This window comes from Sutcliffiella horikoshii, assembly GCF_002157855.1.
Lineage (GTDB): Bacteria > Bacillota > Bacilli > Bacillales > Bacillaceae_I > Sutcliffiella_A > Sutcliffiella_A horikoshii_C.
Window position 1 is genome coordinate 2608885 of sequence record NZ_CP020880.1, and the last position, 17311, is coordinate 2626195.

Annotated in this window: 28 protein-coding genes; 12 read left to right on the plus strand and 16 right to left on the minus strand. The window is 37.3% G+C overall.

Annotated features, from left to right (window positions below; all coding sequences use genetic code 11):
• Positions 1 to 50: 50 nt before the first annotated feature.
• Positions 51 to 185 carry a hypothetical protein gene (locus tag B4U37_RS22575; RefSeq protein WP_281252730.1) on the plus strand — a complete coding sequence of 45 codons (135 nt, stop codon included), beginning with the start codon at positions 51 to 53 and terminating at the stop codon, positions 183 to 185.
• Between the two features lie 519 nt (positions 186 to 704).
• Here B4U37_RS22575 and B4U37_RS13465 read toward each other — a convergent pair.
• The gene (locus tag B4U37_RS13465; protein WP_010194318.1) at positions 705 to 1031 is read right to left on the minus strand and encodes a YnfA family protein; all 327 of its coding nucleotides are present in this window, start codon (positions 1029 to 1031) and stop codon (positions 705 to 707) included.
• Between the two features lie 163 nt (positions 1032 to 1194).
• Here B4U37_RS13465 and B4U37_RS13470 point away from each other — a divergent pair, with 163 nt between their 5' ends.
• Positions 1195 to 1392 (plus strand): hypothetical protein, encoded by a 198-nt coding sequence (locus tag B4U37_RS13470; RefSeq protein ID WP_342746459.1) that lies wholly within the window; start codon positions 1195 to 1197, stop codon positions 1390 to 1392.
• Between the two features lie 156 nt (positions 1393 to 1548).
• On the opposite strand, the gene B4U37_RS13475 is transcribed toward B4U37_RS13470, so the two are convergent.
• The 3 genes from B4U37_RS13475 to B4U37_RS13485 all read right to left on the minus strand — a co-directional run bounded on the left by B4U37_RS13475 (position 1549) and on the right by B4U37_RS13485 (position 3479).
• The gene (locus tag B4U37_RS13475; protein WP_245839977.1) at positions 1549 to 2451 is read right to left on the minus strand and encodes an aminoglycoside phosphotransferase family protein; all 903 of its coding nucleotides are present in this window, start codon (positions 2449 to 2451) and stop codon (positions 1549 to 1551) included.
• A 73-nt stretch (positions 2452 to 2524) separates the two neighbouring features.
• Positions 2525 to 2731 carry a DUF6366 family protein gene (locus tag B4U37_RS13480; RefSeq protein ID WP_088018643.1) on the minus strand — a complete coding sequence of 69 codons (207 nt, stop codon included), beginning with the start codon at positions 2729 to 2731 and terminating at the stop codon, positions 2525 to 2527.
• Between the two features lie 196 nt (positions 2732 to 2927).
• Positions 2928 to 3479, minus strand: a complete 552-nt coding sequence (locus tag B4U37_RS13485; RefSeq protein WP_088018644.1) for a hypothetical protein — start codon at positions 3477 to 3479, stop codon at positions 2928 to 2930.
• A 151-nt stretch (positions 3480 to 3630) separates the two neighbouring features.
• On the opposite strand from B4U37_RS13485, the gene B4U37_RS13490 reads away from it, so the two are divergent.
• Both B4U37_RS13490 and B4U37_RS13495 read left to right on the plus strand, forming a co-directional pair.
• Complete coding sequence (locus B4U37_RS13490; RefSeq protein WP_088018645.1) at positions 3631 to 3966, plus strand: hypothetical protein; 336 nt, start codon at positions 3631 to 3633, stop codon at positions 3964 to 3966.
• 37 nt (positions 3967 to 4003) lie between these two features.
• Positions 4004 to 4189 (plus strand): hypothetical protein, encoded by a 186-nt coding sequence (locus B4U37_RS13495; RefSeq protein ID WP_157182441.1) that lies wholly within the window; start codon positions 4004 to 4006, stop codon positions 4187 to 4189.
• A gap of 58 nt (positions 4190 to 4247) precedes the next feature.
• Here B4U37_RS13495 and B4U37_RS13500 read toward each other — a convergent pair whose 3' ends face one another.
• A complete protein-coding gene (locus tag B4U37_RS13500; RefSeq protein WP_010194304.1) occupies positions 4248 to 4619 on the minus strand; it encodes a VOC family protein in 372 nt (123 codons plus the stop codon).
• 134 nt (positions 4620 to 4753) lie between these two features.
• Here B4U37_RS13500 and B4U37_RS13505 point away from each other — a divergent pair, with 134 nt between their 5' ends.
• The gene (locus B4U37_RS13505) at positions 4754 to 5290 is read left to right on the plus strand and encodes a GNAT family N-acetyltransferase (RefSeq protein WP_088018646.1); all 537 of its coding nucleotides are present in this window, start codon (positions 4754 to 4756) and stop codon (positions 5288 to 5290) included.
• A 6-nt stretch (positions 5291 to 5296) separates the two neighbouring features.
• Here the strand turns inward: B4U37_RS13505 and B4U37_RS13510 are convergent, their stop codons facing one another.
• Positions 5297 to 5659 carry a VOC family protein gene (locus B4U37_RS13510; RefSeq protein WP_342746460.1) on the minus strand — a complete coding sequence of 121 codons (363 nt, stop codon included), beginning with the start codon at positions 5657 to 5659 and terminating at the stop codon, positions 5297 to 5299.
• 84 nt (positions 5660 to 5743) lie between these two features.
• A complete protein-coding gene (locus B4U37_RS13515; protein WP_010194300.1) occupies positions 5744 to 6469 on the minus strand; it encodes a nucleotidyltransferase domain-containing protein in 726 nt (241 codons plus the stop codon).
• A 102-nt stretch (positions 6470 to 6571) separates the two neighbouring features.
• Between B4U37_RS13515 and B4U37_RS13520 the strand changes: the two genes are divergently transcribed.
• On the plus strand, positions 6572 to 7540 hold the full coding sequence (locus tag B4U37_RS13520; protein WP_425444082.1) for an alpha/beta hydrolase: 969 nt from the start codon (positions 6572 to 6574) through the stop codon (positions 7538 to 7540).
• Between the two features lie 107 nt (positions 7541 to 7647).
• Entirely contained in the window at positions 7648 to 8070 is a 423-nt protein-coding gene (locus tag B4U37_RS13525) for a ferritin-like domain-containing protein (protein ID WP_088018648.1), read from the plus strand.
• 44 nt (positions 8071 to 8114) lie between these two features.
• On the opposite strand, the gene B4U37_RS13530 is transcribed toward B4U37_RS13525, so the two are convergent.
• A complete protein-coding gene (locus B4U37_RS13530; RefSeq protein WP_010194294.1) occupies positions 8115 to 8393 on the minus strand; it encodes a DUF4190 domain-containing protein in 279 nt (92 codons plus the stop codon).
• A gap of 116 nt (positions 8394 to 8509) precedes the next feature.
• Between B4U37_RS13530 and B4U37_RS13535 the strand changes: the two genes are divergently transcribed.
• On the plus strand, positions 8510 to 9280 hold the full coding sequence (locus B4U37_RS13535) for an alpha/beta hydrolase (RefSeq protein ID WP_088018649.1): 771 nt from the start codon (positions 8510 to 8512) through the stop codon (positions 9278 to 9280).
• Positions 9281 to 9325: 45 nt separating this feature from the next.
• Here B4U37_RS13535 and B4U37_RS13540 read toward each other — a convergent pair whose 3' ends face one another.
• Positions 9326 to 9952, minus strand: coding sequence for a nitroreductase family protein (locus B4U37_RS13540; RefSeq protein ID WP_088018650.1), 627 nt, complete (start codon positions 9950 to 9952; stop codon positions 9326 to 9328).
• A gap of 201 nt (positions 9953 to 10153) precedes the next feature.
• On the minus strand, positions 10154 to 11230 hold the full coding sequence (locus B4U37_RS13545) for a YqcI/YcgG family protein (protein WP_088018651.1): 1077 nt from the start codon (positions 11228 to 11230) through the stop codon (positions 10154 to 10156).
• Between the two features lie 128 nt (positions 11231 to 11358).
• Between B4U37_RS13545 and B4U37_RS13550 the strand changes: the two genes are divergently transcribed.
• Positions 11359 to 11988, plus strand: a complete 630-nt coding sequence (locus B4U37_RS13550) for a LysE family transporter (RefSeq protein WP_088018652.1) — start codon at positions 11359 to 11361, stop codon at positions 11986 to 11988.
• Between the two features lie 298 nt (positions 11989 to 12286).
• On the opposite strand, the gene B4U37_RS13560 is transcribed toward B4U37_RS13550, so the two are convergent.
• The 4 genes from B4U37_RS13560 to B4U37_RS13575 form a co-directional block, all read right to left on the minus strand.
• Positions 12287 to 12832 (minus strand): DinB family protein, encoded by a 546-nt coding sequence (locus tag B4U37_RS13560; RefSeq protein ID WP_245839983.1) that lies wholly within the window; start codon positions 12830 to 12832, stop codon positions 12287 to 12289.
• A 173-nt stretch (positions 12833 to 13005) separates the two neighbouring features.
• Complete coding sequence (locus tag B4U37_RS13565; RefSeq protein WP_157663787.1) at positions 13006 to 13350, minus strand: hypothetical protein; 345 nt, start codon at positions 13348 to 13350, stop codon at positions 13006 to 13008.
• 74 nt (positions 13351 to 13424) lie between these two features.
• The gene (locus B4U37_RS13570; RefSeq protein WP_088018655.1) at positions 13425 to 13880 is read right to left on the minus strand and encodes a GNAT family N-acetyltransferase; all 456 of its coding nucleotides are present in this window, start codon (positions 13878 to 13880) and stop codon (positions 13425 to 13427) included.
• 111 nt (positions 13881 to 13991) lie between these two features.
• Entirely contained in the window at positions 13992 to 14327 is a 336-nt protein-coding gene (locus tag B4U37_RS13575; protein WP_088018656.1) for a zinc ribbon domain-containing protein YjdM, read from the minus strand.
• 187 nt (positions 14328 to 14514) lie between these two features.
• On the opposite strand from B4U37_RS13575, the gene B4U37_RS13580 reads away from it, so the two are divergent.
• From B4U37_RS13580 to B4U37_RS13590, 3 genes are all read left to right on the plus strand, one after another.
• On the plus strand, positions 14515 to 15090 hold the full coding sequence (locus B4U37_RS13580) for an alpha/beta hydrolase (protein WP_157663788.1): 576 nt from the start codon (positions 14515 to 14517) through the stop codon (positions 15088 to 15090).
• A 122-nt stretch (positions 15091 to 15212) separates the two neighbouring features.
• On the plus strand, positions 15213 to 15428 hold the full coding sequence (locus tag B4U37_RS13585) for a helix-turn-helix transcriptional regulator (RefSeq protein ID WP_010194276.1): 216 nt from the start codon (positions 15213 to 15215) through the stop codon (positions 15426 to 15428).
• Positions 15421 to 16173 carry a hypothetical protein gene (locus B4U37_RS13590; protein ID WP_088018658.1) on the plus strand — a complete coding sequence of 251 codons (753 nt, stop codon included), beginning with the start codon at positions 15421 to 15423 and terminating at the stop codon, positions 16171 to 16173. The genes B4U37_RS13585 and B4U37_RS13590 overlap by 8 nt, the downstream gene beginning before the upstream one ends.
• Before the next feature lie 20 nt (positions 16174 to 16193).
• Here the strand turns inward: B4U37_RS13590 and B4U37_RS13595 are convergent, their stop codons facing one another.
• Both B4U37_RS13595 and B4U37_RS13600 read right to left on the minus strand, forming a co-directional pair.
• Positions 16194 to 16883 (minus strand): hypothetical protein, encoded by a 690-nt coding sequence (locus tag B4U37_RS13595; RefSeq protein ID WP_088018659.1) that lies wholly within the window; start codon positions 16881 to 16883, stop codon positions 16194 to 16196.
• Positions 16884 to 16914: 31 nt separating this feature from the next.
• The gene (locus B4U37_RS13600) at positions 16915 to 17307 is read right to left on the minus strand and encodes a DUF2085 domain-containing protein (RefSeq protein ID WP_010194272.1); all 393 of its coding nucleotides are present in this window, start codon (positions 17305 to 17307) and stop codon (positions 16915 to 16917) included.
• Positions 17308 to 17311: the final 4 nt, after the last annotated feature.

Below are 17311 nucleotides of genomic sequence, written 5' to 3' on the forward strand. Positions count from 1 at the left end.
CGCTTCCTTACTCACATTAAATAGGGAGAATAAGGAAGGGAGAGACCTATATGTCCAAGCATAATAACCATAATGGTCCAAGCCAAAAGGGTCAGCCTAACGCTGAGAGCGCGAAGCAAGTTGTTTCTGCTGAAGAAGTGGAACACGCGAGCCATCCGACAAAGCGCCAGAATTCGGAGCAATAAAATAGTCTCTTTGATGGAAACTGCAGTAGTGCAGTTTCTTTCTTTTTGGCCTATGAGTCCTGATAACTCCGAAACATGCAAACATTGTGCTCATTGAACTCCTATGAAACCCGGTAACTCCGAAATCACGTCAACATTGTCCTCGTTTACCTCCTATGGAACCCAGCACCTCTGAAATCACGTCAACATTGTCCTCGTTGAACTCCTATGAAACCCGGTAACCCCGAAATCACGTCAACATTGTCCTCGTTGAACTCCTATGAAACCCGGTAACCCTGAAATCACGTCAACATTGTCCTCGTTGAACTCCTATAAAACCCGGTAACCCCGAAATCACGTCAACATTGTCCTCGTTGAACTCCTATGAAACCCGGTAACCCTGAAATCACGTCAACATTGTCCTCGTTGAACTCCTATGAAACCCGGTAACCCCGAAATCACGTCAACATTGTCCTCGTTGACCTCCTATAAAACCCGGTAACCCCGAAATCACGTCAACATTGTCCTCGTTCCTATCTATCAACTCCTAGGTGCAAATAACATGACACCCACACCAATCAAGCAAATCGCCGCTCCAACCCAATCATAAAAATCTGGTGTCTTTCTATCGACGCCCCATCCCCACAGTACGGAAAGAATAATGAACACTCCCCCATAAGCAGCATATACCCTACCAAAAGAAGGGAAACTTTGAAACGTGGCTAAGACACCATATAGCGCCAAGGCAATTCCACCAGCTAATCCCAAGTATGCAGACTTCCCTTCTCTTAGCCACAGCCATATCAAATATCCCCCACCAATTTCCGCTATTCCAGCCACGATAAAAAGTGCAAACGCATGAACCAAAAAAAACACTCCCTTATATTAATTTCAATTCTACCAACCACAACTTCAAATAAGGTCTAAAACAAAGTATCCAAACATATTTTGTAAAAAGTGTTATAAGAGCGAGCTCCTATAACCCATTCTAAATGAAACAGGTGAGATCTCTATGTATTTCGTTTATTTTATGGAAAACAAGAACGTTGTATTAAGTCAGTACCGCAAAGAGTTCCCAAATGTGGATGAGGAATTAAGGATAAAGGGAAGAAAAGGGAAAGTCTTAAGTGTGACTCATGTTGATGATCGTCACATTAATGTTCACGTGGCCTTAGAGAAAGTAGTTAAAAAAGGATTTGTGGACTTATCGAAAAAGAAGAAGAAATAGGTTCTAAGTATGGAGGTTCTAAATAGAAGAACCTCTTTTTGATTCTATTTGATCGAACATCTTACCAACATGGTAAATTGTCTAATAGAAAAGTTCTATTTGACCGAAGCACCTTCCAAACTTACCAAACTGTCTAATAGAACCTCTCTTCCTACCTCATATCCTTATACCAACGAGGAATTCTCTCCCTAAAATCATCATGACCCTCATCACATCCATCGCATAGCGGGACAATAGTTCATACTGCTCGTCTCCCATTTTCTTACCCCACACGAATGATGAAACTACATGCATAGCACTATAAAGAGCAAATAGCTTCCAAAATTCCTCACTTATTTTTTCTCCAGCATTATAGCCATCAATGGCACCAATGGAAAAAGGAACACTTACTTTTATACCGAAAAAGCCGAGTTTTTGTAAGTCATGTATGGGATCTCCCCAGTCCATCCTCTGAAAATCAATAAACCCATTGAATTCCTTCCCCTTTACAATAAGGTTGCATGGGTGAAAATCATCATGCTGGAATCTGTTAGGACGGCCTTCCATCAAGTACTCATTAGATTTTATATAATTGATAACTTTACTTATAACTCCAGTGTCTAAATCTTCTAGTAACTTTAATTCCTCTATGTATCTGTCACTTTTTCTTTTCTTATGTATGTTCCATGGTTCGGTTGCTTTAGGAGCAGCATACTCGTGTAATTTTTTCAGCTCATTCCCCGCCTGAAACCCAACAAGATACTGCTCCCTCTCTGTCAAATTCCTTAGCGCCTCTTCCCCATCCTTGCCTGGCAGATATGTTAATACCATATAAGCCAATCCTAAGGTTTCCTGTTCACCAAATTCGATTGCTTCTGGCACAAAATCCGAAAGTAAGTATAACTTATTAATTGTTTCAAATTCTCTCCTTCTTTGATTTGTATCTTCAATCGGAAAAAGACGGATAAGGTACTTTTCATCAATTACAAACTTCTGATCGTTGGAAAAACCTTTGGTTAGCTGTTGTATATTATTCGCTTCTCTCATGTATGGAAGTTCTTGCTCCATAATATTAACCAATTAACCACATCCCCCTTTATTACTTATGAACATTATATTATCCCTCATAACTTTATATAGGTCCATGAGATTTTTAAAAAATTGTCACTACAACGAGGACAACAATTAAAATAATAATGAAAGCTCCTGTAACCTTCCAACTCACAGCTCCTACAAGGTCAACCAGGCTACCGACCATCCCCCGAGTCAAACCGTCGTTAAATGCTCCACCAGGATTCTTTTTCCACTCCTTTTGTCTCAATTTCCCCCTACTTCTCTCAGCACATCCCTTTTCTCCCACTTAGAACCCCCCCCTATAATATCCACTAATTCTTTCTTATTTATGTTATAATTAAGCGAAAGTTCTGAACTTAAGTCCAAATAAACGAGGTGTTTAAACATTGGCTGCTCTACTTACATTGCTAGGCGACATTTTCGCTGCTATTGCTACTTCTTTTACACGCAACAAGAAAAAGAAGGAGAAAGAATAATTCCTCTTATTTTTCCTTCCACTCTACTTCCCGCTCCAACTCTTTAATCGTCTTTAAATGATCCTTCTCGCTCACTATTTTATAATAATCATCAATATACTCTTTTCCTACTATTATTTGAACGTTGCCTGTTTCCATTACATTATCCTTTTGGTTAGATACCAAAATATTAAGAACATAATCTGATCCACCACGTTCCTTGTTAATATCCCGTTTTAAGTCAAGACCTGACAAGTCTTGCAATATCTCTTGAATCGTCTCCTCTTCTTCAATCAGAACTCTTTCCTTAAATGAATAGGTACTTCCCTCAAATTCAAGCTTCCTAATTTCCAAACTCCGTATCTCACTATCTTCATGGACATCATTAAGCACCGCAGCATCAGATGTTGTGGAAATTATTTGATCATACAGATAGTACCCTCCTAAAAGTACTACCAATACTACAGATATTGGTCCGAGCCGGCTTTTGCGAAGTAGTAGTTTAACAGCTCCGACAAGTAATACTCCAAAAACAATTAAACTGATAAGAAACTTTAAGGTAAGAACACTGTCAACCATCCAAACTCCCCTTTATATTTCATTTTCTATTAATCTATAACAATTTTAACATAAAATTACATATATTTTCTCAACACTATTTTTCTGATATTGCCTTCTGGATTTTATGCGGGTAAAATAAAATCTAATTAACTTAACAAGGAAAGTGATCATGGTGGGAAGACTTCTATATATAATAATAGCTATCTTATTTCTTTCCTTTCCTTCTTTGGCGTATGGAGAAGTTGCACATTCTTTTCCATTATCCAAGGATACGATATCAACGTATAGTGACATGCAAATTGAACCGGCTGTACAGACTCCTAGTTCAAATGGCTGGCAAAAAAAGAAGAAGGACATTACGAATGAATCAATACCTTCATTTTCAATAGACGTTCATCATTTTCCAAACGAGCATTACATCAGAAAAGATATTTTCGTAAAACCCCACCTTTTTCTTACACCATACTTTTACCAAGGTGGCTATCTCTCCTTTAAAGTGATTTAGATACGTATTAGATACTAAATCACAGAGAAGAGGAAAGATGATGAATCAAAAAACGGAGTTTCAAAAATCCATGGAAACTTATGCGTTTTTAATTGCAATAACAGGTTTCTTTCTTACATCAATCGTAGTTGCAGCGTTGGTAACCGACCAAGATATATTTTCAATGTTACCGAGATTTTCTTGGGATATGATAAATACTTGGGACGAAATATTTAATAGGTAAAATAATAAAGTCGACTTGATAAGGGATATACTCCCAAAACAAGTCGACTATTTTTAATCTATCTATGTTGATCAATTAAGATAGGGTTCCCATCTGGATCTTCTATTGTAAGGCTTGCCGGTCCCTTAGTTGATTCATTTGCTTCTGTCAGGATCTTAATTCCTTTCTCTTTAAGGGTCTTTTGAAGGACTCTGACATCTGTAAATTCATCCAAGCTCTCTGCATTTTGATTCCATCCTGGATTAAATGTTAAAATATTTTTCTCAAACATCCCTTGGAAAAGCCCAATAACACAACTTTCATTTTTCATAATCAACCAATTATGGCTGATTTCCCCTCCCAACACTTCAAAACCGAGACACTCATAGAATTCTTTTGATTTGTGGATGTCTTTTACTGTTAAACTGATTGAAAACGCACCTAGTTTCATCGTTCCTCCCCCTGGATAGGAATTACCTAACCGTAATAAAGTTTGCTCCCTCTTATTATAGCAACAACTTAGAAAGAGAAAGTAGAGAATTTTCATTCTACTTATTTTATAATAATCTTTAGGGGGAGATAAAAATGAATTTTACATATGAAGAAGTACCTATTGATAGATTAGAAATGTGCAAAGAAATTTGTAATGAGTTAATGGTATACCAGAAATCATTGGCGTATATTACACCTGAACGTTTCGATAACATGACATATGAAACCAGATTAATTCCCTCTGTAGAAAAAGCTCAGCATAATTATTTGGTGGTAGTGAAAAATGAGGATGAAGTTATTGGCTATGTTTACTCAAACATTTCTCCAAAAGAGGTCTATTCGTCTGAATTTGCTACTTTTTTTGACATGGAGTCCGTTGAGAAAACGCACGTTGGATGCTTGTCTCAATTCTACATCAAGGATAAATATCGCCAATACGGAATTGGTTCAAAGCTGTTTTCCATGTCAATGGATTGGCTTAAAACTTTCAATGAAGTAGAAGATTATTTTATCTTTGTTTCAAATGGGAACGAGCAGGCACTGGAGTTTTATAAACGCAAAGGTTTTTTTGTAAGTCATGAGATTTTAGAGGGGTTTATAATGGTATTAAGAAACAGGAGTAGCAACTAATAATGGCTACTCCTGTTCCTTCAAGTTCTTCTGATCTACATTAAATTCAATTAAATTATTGGAGGGATCCATACAAAAGATTTGTGCAAAACCGCTTTTGCTATGAGGTTTTTGCACTATTTCAATACCTTTACCTTTTAAAAATTCCACCGTTTGATAATAATCATCTACTCTGATGGCAAAATGACCATCTCTACTGTCAATTTTATTTTCACTTCTCAAGGTTTCCGCTTCTTTATTTTGAATTAAATGAAGCTGAGAATTCCCTACTTGATACCAAGCACCAGGAAAATCAAAGTCTGGTCTTTTTAACTCAGAAAAACCAAGAAGTGCCCCGTAAAAATATTTTGCCTCTTCAATGTCATCCACCGCAAGGCTCACATGATGCAAGTCTGATATTTTCATTTTTTGTACACGCCCTTTCTAAAAATAATAATGCTAGTATATCACTAATTACTTTTTACCTAACGAAAAACCTTCAAATACCCTACCACCATGCAGATCCAAAATATTCTCCACAATATGTATAACTCTTCTCTTATCATTGGTTGTATAAAATAAGTCAAAAGCTTCCGTAAAGGCCACTGCATATTCTTCATCATATTCTGCAAGAGAGCGAAAAACCCATTTGGAAGAGCCGATCCACCTATTGTTAGTTCTTAAAACAAATTCTGCTGCAAGTTCAGCCAGTTTCCCCGCAACAAATATTCCTTCGGATCGATTCGTTGTGCCAATAAAGTCATCTAGCACATCGGTGAGAAAATATTGTTTCAACTTAATTGTTGCCTTGTCCCATTTTTCTGGACCAGCAATTAAAAGCGTTTCTGCCTCCTGTTTTATCCCATCTAAAATCCCCTTGTCCTTTAGAACGATTCCCTCTGAAATCATTCTCGGCAAACATGGACGTGCCCTTTCACAATCGCTTTTGAAAAAGGCTTGATAGGAGTCTAGGTTATGACAGAATAATTCAATCGGCCATCCTAGCTCGACGAAGGATTCTCTGTATGAAGCTGATAACTTTTTATCAAAGACCACGATATCCAAGTCTGACGTGGCGCTTTCCTGACCTCGCACCACACTGCCAGCAAGTATGGCGCCTTCACACTCAGGAAAATGTCTTTCAATGATTTTCTTTGCAGCTTTCGTTGCAGGTAACCTATGTAGATGATCTACGTTCATCCTTTAAACACCTCTCTTCTCAAAAGCATATCATATAAAAACAATTTTTTAGATAAATTCCCTCCATCTTCCGCCCTCCCATTTCCCTTCTGGCTAATCCAAATGATAAACTATGGGATATATATCCTTTTTGGAGGTTTTAAGGTGAGACAGCTAAAGCGCATTTTAATTGTTATGGGCATTTTACTTTCCTATATTCTGTTTGTAGGTATTTTCTTCACCAATAAAGTTATGTACATTCGTAAAAAGACAAACGAGGAAATCCTGGAACGGGAGAAATTGCTCGGCCACTTTAAGGAAGATGTTTATTTGAAGTTACCTAAACGAGAACTTACCATCCCTTCCCCACTTGGATACAATATTTATGGGGAAATGTTTGATGTACCGGGGTCCACCCGTTATATGATTTTCAGTCATGGTGTCACACAGAACACCCTTAATTCCATTAAATACATGAATATCTTCCTTGAACGAGGATGGAATGTCGTTTTATATGATCATCGCAGACATGGGAAATCCGGAGGAAAGACAACAAGCTATGGTTTTTATGAAAAGCATGATTTAAAAGCGATCGTAGACTGGGTTCGCGAACACGCTGGTAGTGAAGCAACTATTGGGATTCATGGGGAATCCATGGGTGCTGCGACGTTGCTGATGTATGCAGGTGGAATTGAAGATGGTGCTGACTTTTATATCGCTGATTGTCCGTTTTCAGATCTTGAGGAGCAACTAACCTATCGTTTAAAAGCAGATTTCAAAATTCCTAAACAGCTTGTCATGCCGATTGCTAATACTTTTTTACGCATAAGAGATAAGTACTCCATTCGAGATGTTTCACCAATTAATGTTATTGAAAACATCGAGAATCCAGTCTTATTTATCCATAGTGAACCGGACGACTTTATTCCAATAATGATGACTCAGCAACTTTTTGAAAAGAAAAAAGGAAAAAAACAGTTGTATGTCGCTAGAAACGGAATGCATGCGATGAGCTACACTGAAAATCGCGAGGAATATGAAAAGGCGATTGATGAGTTTTTGGATGAGATTGGTTTTGGCAAGACCGAGTAATTTCTAGGGAGCAACCATAAGAGTGGTTGTTCCTTTTTTTTGTTTAGAATAATTTCCTTATTTAAATTGAATCATAATGATAGGACAGTTTCGAAGGAGTGAAAGGAATGGATGAGCAAATCAAGGAATTGAACGCCTTTTTGGAGGGCGAGTTCATGGGCATTCATGCATATGAACATTATATAAAAAACACACAGGATGAAGCGATTAAAAAAGATTTGCAAACAATCCAACAGAACCATAAGATGCATGCTATTTTTGTAGCAGAAAGAATTCAAAACCTTGGTGGCGAGGCTGTCGATGATGTTGGCCTGGTCGGGGCTTTTCAGGAGAGAGTTCAACAGGTAAAAGGCTACCCGAAGGATTCTCGTGCCATTATTGAAGGTGCTATCCATGGTGAGGAATTCGGGTCAGATATGATGGCAGAGTTTGTGAAGGGTGACCTGGACTTGGAGAGTAGAAATATGGTTCAGTCCATATTGAAGGAGCATCAGCAGCATATTGAATTATTGAGAAAACATTTGAAATAAGAAATGAATGAGGACGGTGCAGTTGCCACTGTCCTCTCTTTTGTTCAGGTGAAAGATCCAACATTCATGAAAGCTACTATAGCCAAAAGACCCAATAGGTGAATAATCAACCCGGCCACACTGCACACTAGACCCGCTACTGAAATTCCGTGCCCTTTTTCCCCAGTAAGAACTATTTCTTTTTTAGCTACAAAGTAACACACAAGCCCTATAATGGCAAAGATGCTTCCTATTAAAGGCAATAAAATCGACACAATACCAAACACCAAAGATATGATAGCTTTAGTATTTGTTTGTTCAGTCCCTACTTCCCGCTCGTACATATTTCTCCCCCTCTATATTTTGCATATACTTCCATATCTATTACTAAATTTTACTACCTTCCTTTCATATTTACTACTATAATAAAAGAAATATAAACATGAAGGAGTAAATAAGCATGCTTGAATATTTCAACGTAACAATCACCCCATTTCAATCAGAGCGACGAGTAAGCGTTCTCTTACCAAAAGGGTATGAAACCTCGGACAAGCATTATCCTGTTTTGTATATGCACGATGGACAAAACCTCTTTATCGATAGCGAAGCAAGCTTTGGGGTCAGCTGGGGGATTAAGGACTATTTAGAACAGCAGTCAGATCTTGAAATTATTGTGGTCGGCATTGATTGTAACCATGAAGGATTTGAGCGTTTTAACGAATATGCACCATGGGAAAATAAAGAGCTTGGACAAAGGCTTTTTAACGATGAAAAACTTACAGGCGGTAAAGGGAAAGAATATATTGATTATCTAACCTTTGAATTAAAACCTTTAATTGATGAGAAATACCGTACACTTCCGAAAGAAACTGCAATGGCCGGCAGTTCCATGGGCGGACTAATTTCTACTTATGCAGCATGTAAATATCCTCATATATACAAACGAATTGCATCCTTGTCTTCTGCCTATTGGATTAATCAACATGAAATAGAAGCATACATACAAGAAAGTGATTTAAGTGAAGTTGAACGATTTTATTTGGATGTCGGCACAAAGGAAGATACCTCCTTTATCAACCATCAAATTTATATAGATTCTAGTCAAAAAGTGTATGATTTATTAGTGGAGAAAATCGAGAATGTGCGCTTTGATATAGTGGAAGAGGCAGTGCATAACGAAGCTGCATGGCGCAAGAGGCTTCCAGTTATGTTTGATTTTTTATATAAATAATGGAAAAGGACTCACCCCCGAGTGAGTCCTTTCCATTTTCAAACCTTAAAACGTTTCATATGTTACAACTTCATCGAGCGGGAAGCGCAATGTTCCATGTGCTTCAGCGGCCGCTTTACCAACAGAGATTAACATAATAGGCACATAACGCTCAGGGATGTTAAATTCTTTTCTGAATGCTACTTTATCAAATCCGCCCATTGGCACTGTGTCATAGCCTTTATCTTTGGCTGCAAGCATCAATTGCATGGATGCTAGTGAAGCGTTCATAACCGCTTCATCACGGGCAAATTGGTCATTTGTATATGCGCCGTGGATTTGGTTCGTTAATATTTCTTTTACCTCAGGAGTCATGAATCCTTTGTTCACCACTTCCCCATACACTCTTTCCGCATTATGGTTTGCTTCAAGATCACCTAACACTGCAATAGTTACAGAGCTATCCACTACTTGCTGTTGGTTATAGGCAATTGGTAAAAGCTTTTCTTTCTGACTATCTGATTGAATCACAAGGAACTTCCAATGCTGCAAGTTCCATGAAGATGGTGCAGTAATGGTTGCCTCTAAAATTTCTTGAAGGTCTTTTTGCGGCATATCATATTGTGTATATTTACGTACTGAATGACGTTCTTTCATTGTTTCGATTGCTGATTTAGTAGTTGTGTTATTCATGAAGAAATCTCTCCTTCTTCTTGTTGATATTGATTACTTTTTATTTTTAACACAGTAATATCTCAATGTCAAAATGTATGCATTCGAGATAACTGGAAGTTTCAGCTACCATTAGCAAGTATTGGAATGACTCCAATCATTAAGTATTTTCCCCGTTTAATAAAAAAACTCCATTCCAATAATAGAGAATGGAGTTAACAATTATTTTAATACTGCAATGACATATAAACACCCATCTATTCCTGATAATGATCCGTGTACTGTTTCTTTTGGTAAGTAAATCCTGTCCCCTTCCTGACAAGTAATAAGTTCTCCTCCTACTTCCATAGAGATACTCCCCTTAAGGATATGTAGGACTTCATTTGTTGGGTGCGTATGATTGGGATGGGCTTTAAACGGTTCATCCTTCTGTACTTCCACATATCCTGTTCCGTTGAGTGGTAACAGCTCCAAGGTTACTTTTTCAAGGCTGCCTCCTACCCCTCTTTCTACGCGAAATTCTTTAAAATCTGATGGGAATGCATAAGTGACCCCTGACGTATTGTTTTTCTCTTTCTCCAACGACGCGTGAAACGGGCATTTTGATGTTTCTAAGTTATTATCATCCATTAAGAAATACTGCCTCCATTCTCTTGTTTCAGTTTTACCATACCAGTTAAGCGAAGGATGTGGTGAAACACGGTCATATACTTCTAAGCGGTCCCTGACCGTCTTTTGAAACAGCTTTCCGAGGTGGGTGTCACCGCTTATGCCGTCAAACACCCATCTCGGCTGGAAAGTTATCATAAACGTTGTCGCTTTCCTGCTTGCTCGTTTTTCATGTACAGGAGTGTTGCAAACAACAAATATTGGTTCATCATGAAAGGAGAATTCCCATAGATAATGATCTGGATCTGCAGGAATCTCTTCCGGCCAATCCTTTTCATCTAATTGATGGAGGCGTTGAAGGATATTCCAAAATTGTTTTTCATACTGTTCAAAGGTTTTTTTCTCTTCCGGCTTAAAGAATGCAACAAACGATGTATTCTTCCCGAGTTCCCTCGCTTCTTCTAGATATAATTTTAATGCTTCTGCCAAGTCCTCCATCGCATTTTCGCTTGTTGGACTTTCAATAAAAGCAAACCGGAGTGAGCCCTGCTTGAACCCTTCTACACCAAATACACATGGAAACGGCCGGGTTTCAGATAACATATCTTTTGAGAATGAAGAGAAAACTTGTCTCCCCCATGGAGGAACATTTTTTAATGAATAAAGTGCTTCCAGATCCAATTGCTGCATCCATTCTCCCCCTTTAGCTAAGCAAAGTACTAATTATAAATACGAACAAATCTCTCCATCTATGCATGAAATTGCTTTTCTTCAACATATAAATTTATGGACAAGTCTTGTTGTAAGGAGTAATTAACATGGAAATAATATGGACCATCCTGCACTTTATGGTACTTGGTATTAGCTTGGCTGCTCCGGTTGGGCCAATAAATTTAGAGATGATCAAACGTGGAATTTCATCAGGTTTTTTTGCTTCCTGGCTAGTGGGATTAGGTGGTATGACTGCTGATATTATATTTTTATTGATTATCTTAATTGGCTTGGCACCTTATCTCCAAATCGAATGGGTGGAATTATGTATGTATGGAATTGGCGGCGGGTTATTGCTATACCTCGGTATCACCACTATCTATGGGTCATTCCCCAAAAGGAAGATTCTAGAACTTGGACAACCTATTCAGAGGAATTCATTCCTTGTCGGCTTTAGTATCGCTGCGTTTAATCCCATTAATTTTGTTTTCTGGTTTGGAATTTTCGGTTCTTCCATTCAATCTCTTTCTGAAAAAAGCTGGATCATTGCTTTGGTCGGTTGCCTCTCCTTGTTACTTGGAATCTTCCTTTGGAACTTAAATATTGCCTTTACGGTACACTTTGCACGTGCTTTTATCAAAGAAAAAATTCTTAAAGCAGTTAATCTTGCGGCAGGGATATTTTTAACCGTTTCCGCTTTTCCATTTTTGTCAAAGTTTCTGAACCTGATTTTATAAAAATAGTAATGTTGGGTCATTTGAGTGAAGAATTGGTTTTTGGGATCTCTGTGGATTTGGATTTACGGCGGATTATTGGGAGATGCGGTATTTCATGCATATGTTTGAGGGGTTCGACCGTTTGGAGGAGACCTTCTACATTTTTGGGCTTTTGTTTTACTCTTTTGTGCTGACCTTCTGCATTTCCCAGACTACTTTCTACATTTCCCAATTCAACTTCCACAATTAAAGCATTTCACCGCAAAAAAACACTCCCTGCCTTAAAATCTTAGCATGAGAGTGTGCAGTAACTTAACAATTATTTTGAATCTTTATGACGTTTCATATAACTAAGTATTAACTTGATTTGCCCTCGGTGATTCAATTCATCCTCAAAGACATGGAACCAACGAAAGTAATTGTTAGCCAGGTGCTCAGGTCCAAACGGGAACTCTTCATCCAACCAATTATCTTCTTTTTGCTTTAATTGGAATTTTGTCATCTCTCGGACTTTACTCAGTTTTTCTAGATAGAATGATGCAGCATTACCTTCGGATTCTTTAAAAGCACTATCACCCAAAGTCAAGCCAGCCCTAAGCTTCTTCATCTCTTGCTCTGTAGGGTCTCTTTCTTCAAAGGTAAGTATTTGATAAACTTCTTCTACACATGCGATATGTAATAATAAACTACCTATAGAATTTCCTTGTCCATTAATCCTGTAGTCTAATTCTTCCACAGACAAGTTCTGAGTGGCATATATCGTAGTCCCTCTAGCATACTCCATCATGGCTAAAAGCCGACCAACCTCAGGTGTATAACCTTCAGTGGGTTCCAATATAAACGTTTTATCCCCTAAAGTCGTCAAGTTTGCTCCCTCCTCCTCATTACTGTCCAAACCAGACCACTTACTGTCGAAACTGCACCAAATACTGTCCAACAATTAAAAATACAATCCAAATCGTTCACTTTACTGTCCAAAAACTAGTAAATACATGCGAACCGACAAAAAGCGACATATATCCCAACTAAATTTACGTTCTATATACTCTCGATATATGCGTTTTCCATAAACAGAATTTGAACTTCTGGAAGATCACACATTTTAAAAGCCACTGAGTATCTGCGTTCCAATCCCTCTTTAAATTCACCATACAGTTCCTCTGATATGGAAGACTGCCAGGCAAAACGGTAATGTATTATCATGTCATGTTCCAATTTTTCCAAAGGATTCAACGCCATTCCCATTTTCGTTGTACTTGCATTTGATTGTGCTGCTAAATTAAGTAAGAATACTTCCAGAATCTTAACTTCCCTTTCATTTAAATCATGATTAATCATTTTTACTGTTACATCTACCATTGCAATACTAATAGCGAATTCCACCTTACTACTTAAAATTTTGTTGCTATAATTAATTCGCTAAGCCACTTAACAATTCCTTCCTATTTTTCTATAATTTATAATTTCATTTTCATAAAAACACAATTAGGATCTTCTTCGTAATCAGCAAACGGCTCACAATAATCAAATCCAAAACTTTTATATAGTTTCTGCGCAGGAAAAAATGCTTCCATTGAACCCGTTTCAAGATACAGTTCCTGATAGCCACGTTCTTTACACGCTTGAATAATGGATTGAAGGATCAAGGCCCCTATACCTTTTCTTAAATGAGAAGATGAGGTCCTCATGGATTTCACCTCACCACTCTTAGAATCCAACTCCTTAATCGCCCCACAACCAACAACCTCTTCCCCATCCCACACACTCCAAAAAGTAACATCCGGTTTTCGCAAAGCATCAAGGTCTAAATAATGGTTGCTTTCTGGCGGAGAAAGCAGATTTAAATTTCTCATGTGATCCTCTACAAACGTTATGACGGCTGGATGTGTAACATCATCAATCTTGATTTTCATTTTTTATCGCTCCTTTATAATTACAGAATGGTTCATTCTTGATTAAAATCTCATTTTAGCATTAAATTCCAATTTCAAACCACAAAAAAATGAACCCAAAAAGGATTCACCTTACACTTTTTTAACAAACTCCGTCTTTAGCTGCATAGCACCAAATCCATCGATTTTACAATCAATGTCATGATCCCCATCAACCAGACGAATATTTTTCACCTTTGTTCCCTGTTTCACAACGGAAGAACTACCTTTTACTTTTAAGTCCTTTATCACTGTCACCGTATCCCCATCAATAAGGATATTACCATTTGAATCTTTGTACACTTTCTCTTCTTCTACTTTCTCAGTACCTGGCGTCCATTCGTAAGCACATTCCGGACAGACAAGTAGGTTTCCATCTTCATATGTATATTCAGAATTACATTTTGGACAGTTTGGTAGTGCAGACATTTATCGGGTTCCTCCATTTAAACTCTAGTTTTTATCCTTTTTAGCATAGCATAGTTTTTTCTTAAACTTAATTATACATTTTTTTCCTCTATTGCTAATTTAAATGATATAATTCTTTAAAATTCATTTCCGGGGTGAAACCATGATAAACCAGAAATCAGAAGTCAAAGTGTTCCCTACTAATTTAATGAAACAAAAAGAAACCACTACTAAACTTGCCATCATTCTTCCTGGAGCCGGCTATACGTCTCAAGGTCCTTTGTTGCATTTTTCTTCAGGACATTATTTCAAACAGGAACATGATGTCCTTCAGGTCAATTACCGATTTAGCGAAGCAGAACTTAACCCTTTTGATACAGATGGGTTTTCTGCTAATGTTTTACATACCTTGGAAGAAACCCTGAAAGAAACAGCTTATGACCAATGTTTTATTGTTGCAAAATCAATAGGGACCATTGCATTGGCAAATCTATTAAAACACCCAACCTTCCATAATGCTTCTGCAATTTGGCTGACTCCACTGCTGCACCGGGATGATGTGTATCAGGCTATGTTACAATATGAAAATAACTCTTTCTGTATTATTGGAGATAAGGATTTTTGCTATCGTGAAGAACGATTTGCAAACCTAAAATCTAATCCATCTTTAAAAACATTACTTATTCCAAATGGTGATCATAGTCTTGAAAATAAAGAGGATGTGCTAGGTTCTATTGATATGCTTAAGAATGTTATAGACGGCGTTATCCAATTTTCAAACTAAACACATTACAGTACAAGGCGCTTCTTGTACTGTTTTTTTGATGTATTTTGTAAAGTATCATTGACACTATGTTAATAATACTTTACATTAAGTATATTAAAGTTAACACAAAGGAGAACCATATGCTGTGTAATCGGGTGAAGGAATTAAGGGCTAGACACGGCTTTTCTCAATCTGATTTGGGTAGCTTGGTCGGCGTAACTAGGCAAACAATCGGTTTTATTGAAAAAGGAGAATTTTCGCCGTCCATCGCTTTGTCTTTAAGGCTTGCCAAGCATTTGAAAGTAAAAGTGGATGAGTTATTTTGGTTAGAAGGAGAGGATGAGGAAAATGAATAAAGATTTACGGATTCAGCTTCCACTATGGACAATCGCATTTTGTATTCTTTTGATGCCATTGACATTTAGTCTGGTCCAGTTAATTGATTTAATGATACATAATTTTGATGCCTTTTTCGTTGTAAACGGCACAGGAACCTCCTTAAATTGGGGGCTAATGTCCATTCAACTCTTTATGGTTAGTATCTTGTTACTTCTCTCTTTCAATATTTTATTTTATCGTAGATATAGAAAACATAATAAGGAGAATCCTAGTGAAAAATTGTACTTCTTTGTTTTTTATCAACCTGGTGAGATCCTTGAAGATGATGAAATGCTTCAACAAGTATCGAAAAATGCAACAAAAAAGGTATACATACTTTTTGCAAATGCACTTCCGATACTTGCCTTTCTGATGGTTATCCCTCTTCACCGATCTGTATTCATTATGGCGATCTTGCTTGTTATTATCTTTCAGAACCTTCTTTTTTACAATGAAATCAATCAATACTACTCTGGCAATTATACATTCGGCAATAAAGGTAAAAAGACAGATCAAGAACTCTCGAAAGTGAATAAAAGAGTTGTTCGAGGGATTGCGATTGTATGTCTCATCCTTGCAGTACTTACTGTTGGAAGGCTTGCTCAAATCCATTATCATGCACAAAGTATACCTTCTGAGATGGAAGCATGTATGGAAGAAGGGGGAACTGCCGTTATAGAAAAAAGCAGTTTATGGAGTCTAACAAAATTCACATGCGAATAGGCATTGCTACCCGCAATGCCTTATTTTCTTTCCAATATATTTTTGATTTGATCCGTATACATTCTATCTAAACTTTCCGTTGTGTAATGGAAATTGTCCATGCTTGATTCTTTAGTAATCCCCATATCTACTAGGCGTGCATCAAGTTTATTCAGAACAAAAGTTGGATGATCATTCTCTTCATCATACCCGCTGGCTTCATCATTCAAATCTATTATTTTCCCATTCATTAACTGGATTTTGTAATAGAAATCACCTCTATTGTGTGTAAAAGGAAAATAATATCTATTACCACGAACGCCAGCCTCTATTTTAACAATGTCCTTAAAGTCATACTCCTCGCCTTGAGGATGCAGGAATGAATGGTCAATGATTTTCTCCTCCGTTACCACAGTGACTGAGGTAAAGATAATATAGAAGCCTATAATGTTAAGTATAATAAAAGCTGTCCATATATTTTTTCGCTTTTTGGTGGCTGAAACCTTCCCCCTATTTTTCTTAAAGAAAAAATAAAAGAATACTAGAAATAAATAAAAGACTATAACAATAATAAATCTAGAGTATGGATATTTGAACACCCATAACACATAGTCATTAGGTACAAACAATGTGTATTGAAGGTATCCTATTAATAAAAATATGAAAAAACTTAAAATAAGAACCAATATAGATCCTAATATGTAAACTAAAACTCGACCTGCTACTTGCAATATCATTCCCCCATTCTAAAAAAATAAATAATCAACCAATAAAGGAATCAATAAAATTAGCAAACCCCTGAATCCCCCTATGAAACTGAAAAGATCCTGCCACAATAATACATGACATTCCAATTCCGCTGATTAACCCCGTAAAGGATCGAAGGAAATTGTTACTCACCCTCCACCCTCGTAACTGTGTATATCCATCCACTACCATTGGAACGTTTAAAAGAACACCTATTACTAACAATCTCAAAAATGAGACGTCTGCTGCTAGCCATAGTAAGGGAACTACAGTAAGGTAACCCAGCAATATGGACATACATCTGTAGCACATAGGGAATTGTCTGCCCCCTATGACAAGTGAACGATCTTTTCTTTTATGGCAGGGAAAGAAACGCAAAGTGATAACTGCATGAATGTATTCATTCATTTTT

Bases quoted from the DNA above. Each gene is read 5' to 3' on its own strand.
- B4U37_RS22575 (WP_281252730.1), top strand. From the start codon at position 51: ATGTCCAAGCATAATAACCATAATGGTCCAAGCCAAAAGGGTCAGCCT.
- B4U37_RS13490 (WP_088018645.1), top strand. From the start codon at position 3,631: ATGGTGGGAAGACTTCTATATATAATAATAGCTATCTTATTTCTTTCC.
- B4U37_RS13530 (WP_010194294.1), bottom strand. From the start codon at position 8,393: ATGTACGAGCGGGAAGTAGGGACTGAACAAACAAATACTAAAGCTATC.
- B4U37_RS13520 (WP_425444082.1), top strand. From the start codon at position 6,572: ATGATAAACTATGGGATATATATCCTTTTTGGAGGTTTTAAGGTGAGA.
- B4U37_RS13575 (WP_088018656.1), bottom strand. From the start codon at position 14,327: ATGTCTGCACTACCAAACTGTCCAAAATGTAATTCTGAATATACATAT.
- B4U37_RS13500 (WP_010194304.1), bottom strand. From the start codon at position 4,619: ATGAAACTAGGTGCGTTTTCAATCAGTTTAACAGTAAAAGACATCCAC.
- B4U37_RS13545 (WP_088018651.1), bottom strand. From the start codon at position 11,230: ATGCAGCAATTGGATCTGGAAGCACTTTATTCATTAAAAAATGTTCCT.
- B4U37_RS13600 (WP_010194272.1), bottom strand. From the start codon at position 17,307: ATGAATGAATACATTCATGCAGTTATCACTTTGCGTTTCTTTCCCTGC.
- B4U37_RS13550 (WP_088018652.1), top strand. From the start codon at position 11,359: ATGGAAATAATATGGACCATCCTGCACTTTATGGTACTTGGTATTAGC.
- B4U37_RS13570 (WP_088018655.1), bottom strand. From the start codon at position 13,880: ATGAAAATCAAGATTGATGATGTTACACATCCAGCCGTCATAACGTTT.
- B4U37_RS13535 (WP_088018649.1), top strand. From the start codon at position 8,510: ATGCTTGAATATTTCAACGTAACAATCACCCCATTTCAATCAGAGCGA.
- B4U37_RS13590 (WP_088018658.1), top strand. From the start codon at position 15,421: ATGAATAAAGATTTACGGATTCAGCTTCCACTATGGACAATCGCATTT.
- B4U37_RS13495 (WP_157182441.1), top strand. From the start codon at position 4,004: ATGATGAATCAAAAAACGGAGTTTCAAAAATCCATGGAAACTTATGCG.
- B4U37_RS13585 (WP_010194276.1), top strand. From the start codon at position 15,213: ATGCTGTGTAATCGGGTGAAGGAATTAAGGGCTAGACACGGCTTTTCT.
- B4U37_RS13470 (WP_342746459.1), top strand. From the start codon at position 1,195: ATGGAAAACAAGAACGTTGTATTAAGTCAGTACCGCAAAGAGTTCCCA.
- B4U37_RS13540 (WP_088018650.1), bottom strand. From the start codon at position 9,952: ATGAATAACACAACTACTAAATCAGCAATCGAAACAATGAAAGAACGT.
- B4U37_RS13515 (WP_010194300.1), bottom strand. From the start codon at position 6,469: ATGAACGTAGATCATCTACATAGGTTACCTGCAACGAAAGCTGCAAAG.
- B4U37_RS13505 (WP_088018646.1), top strand. From the start codon at position 4,754: ATGAATTTTACATATGAAGAAGTACCTATTGATAGATTAGAAATGTGC.
- B4U37_RS13485 (WP_088018644.1), bottom strand. From the start codon at position 3,479: ATGGTTGACAGTGTTCTTACCTTAAAGTTTCTTATCAGTTTAATTGTT.
- B4U37_RS13525 (WP_088018648.1), top strand. From the start codon at position 7,648: ATGGATGAGCAAATCAAGGAATTGAACGCCTTTTTGGAGGGCGAGTTC.
- B4U37_RS13580 (WP_157663788.1), top strand. From the start codon at position 14,515: ATGAAACAAAAAGAAACCACTACTAAACTTGCCATCATTCTTCCTGGA.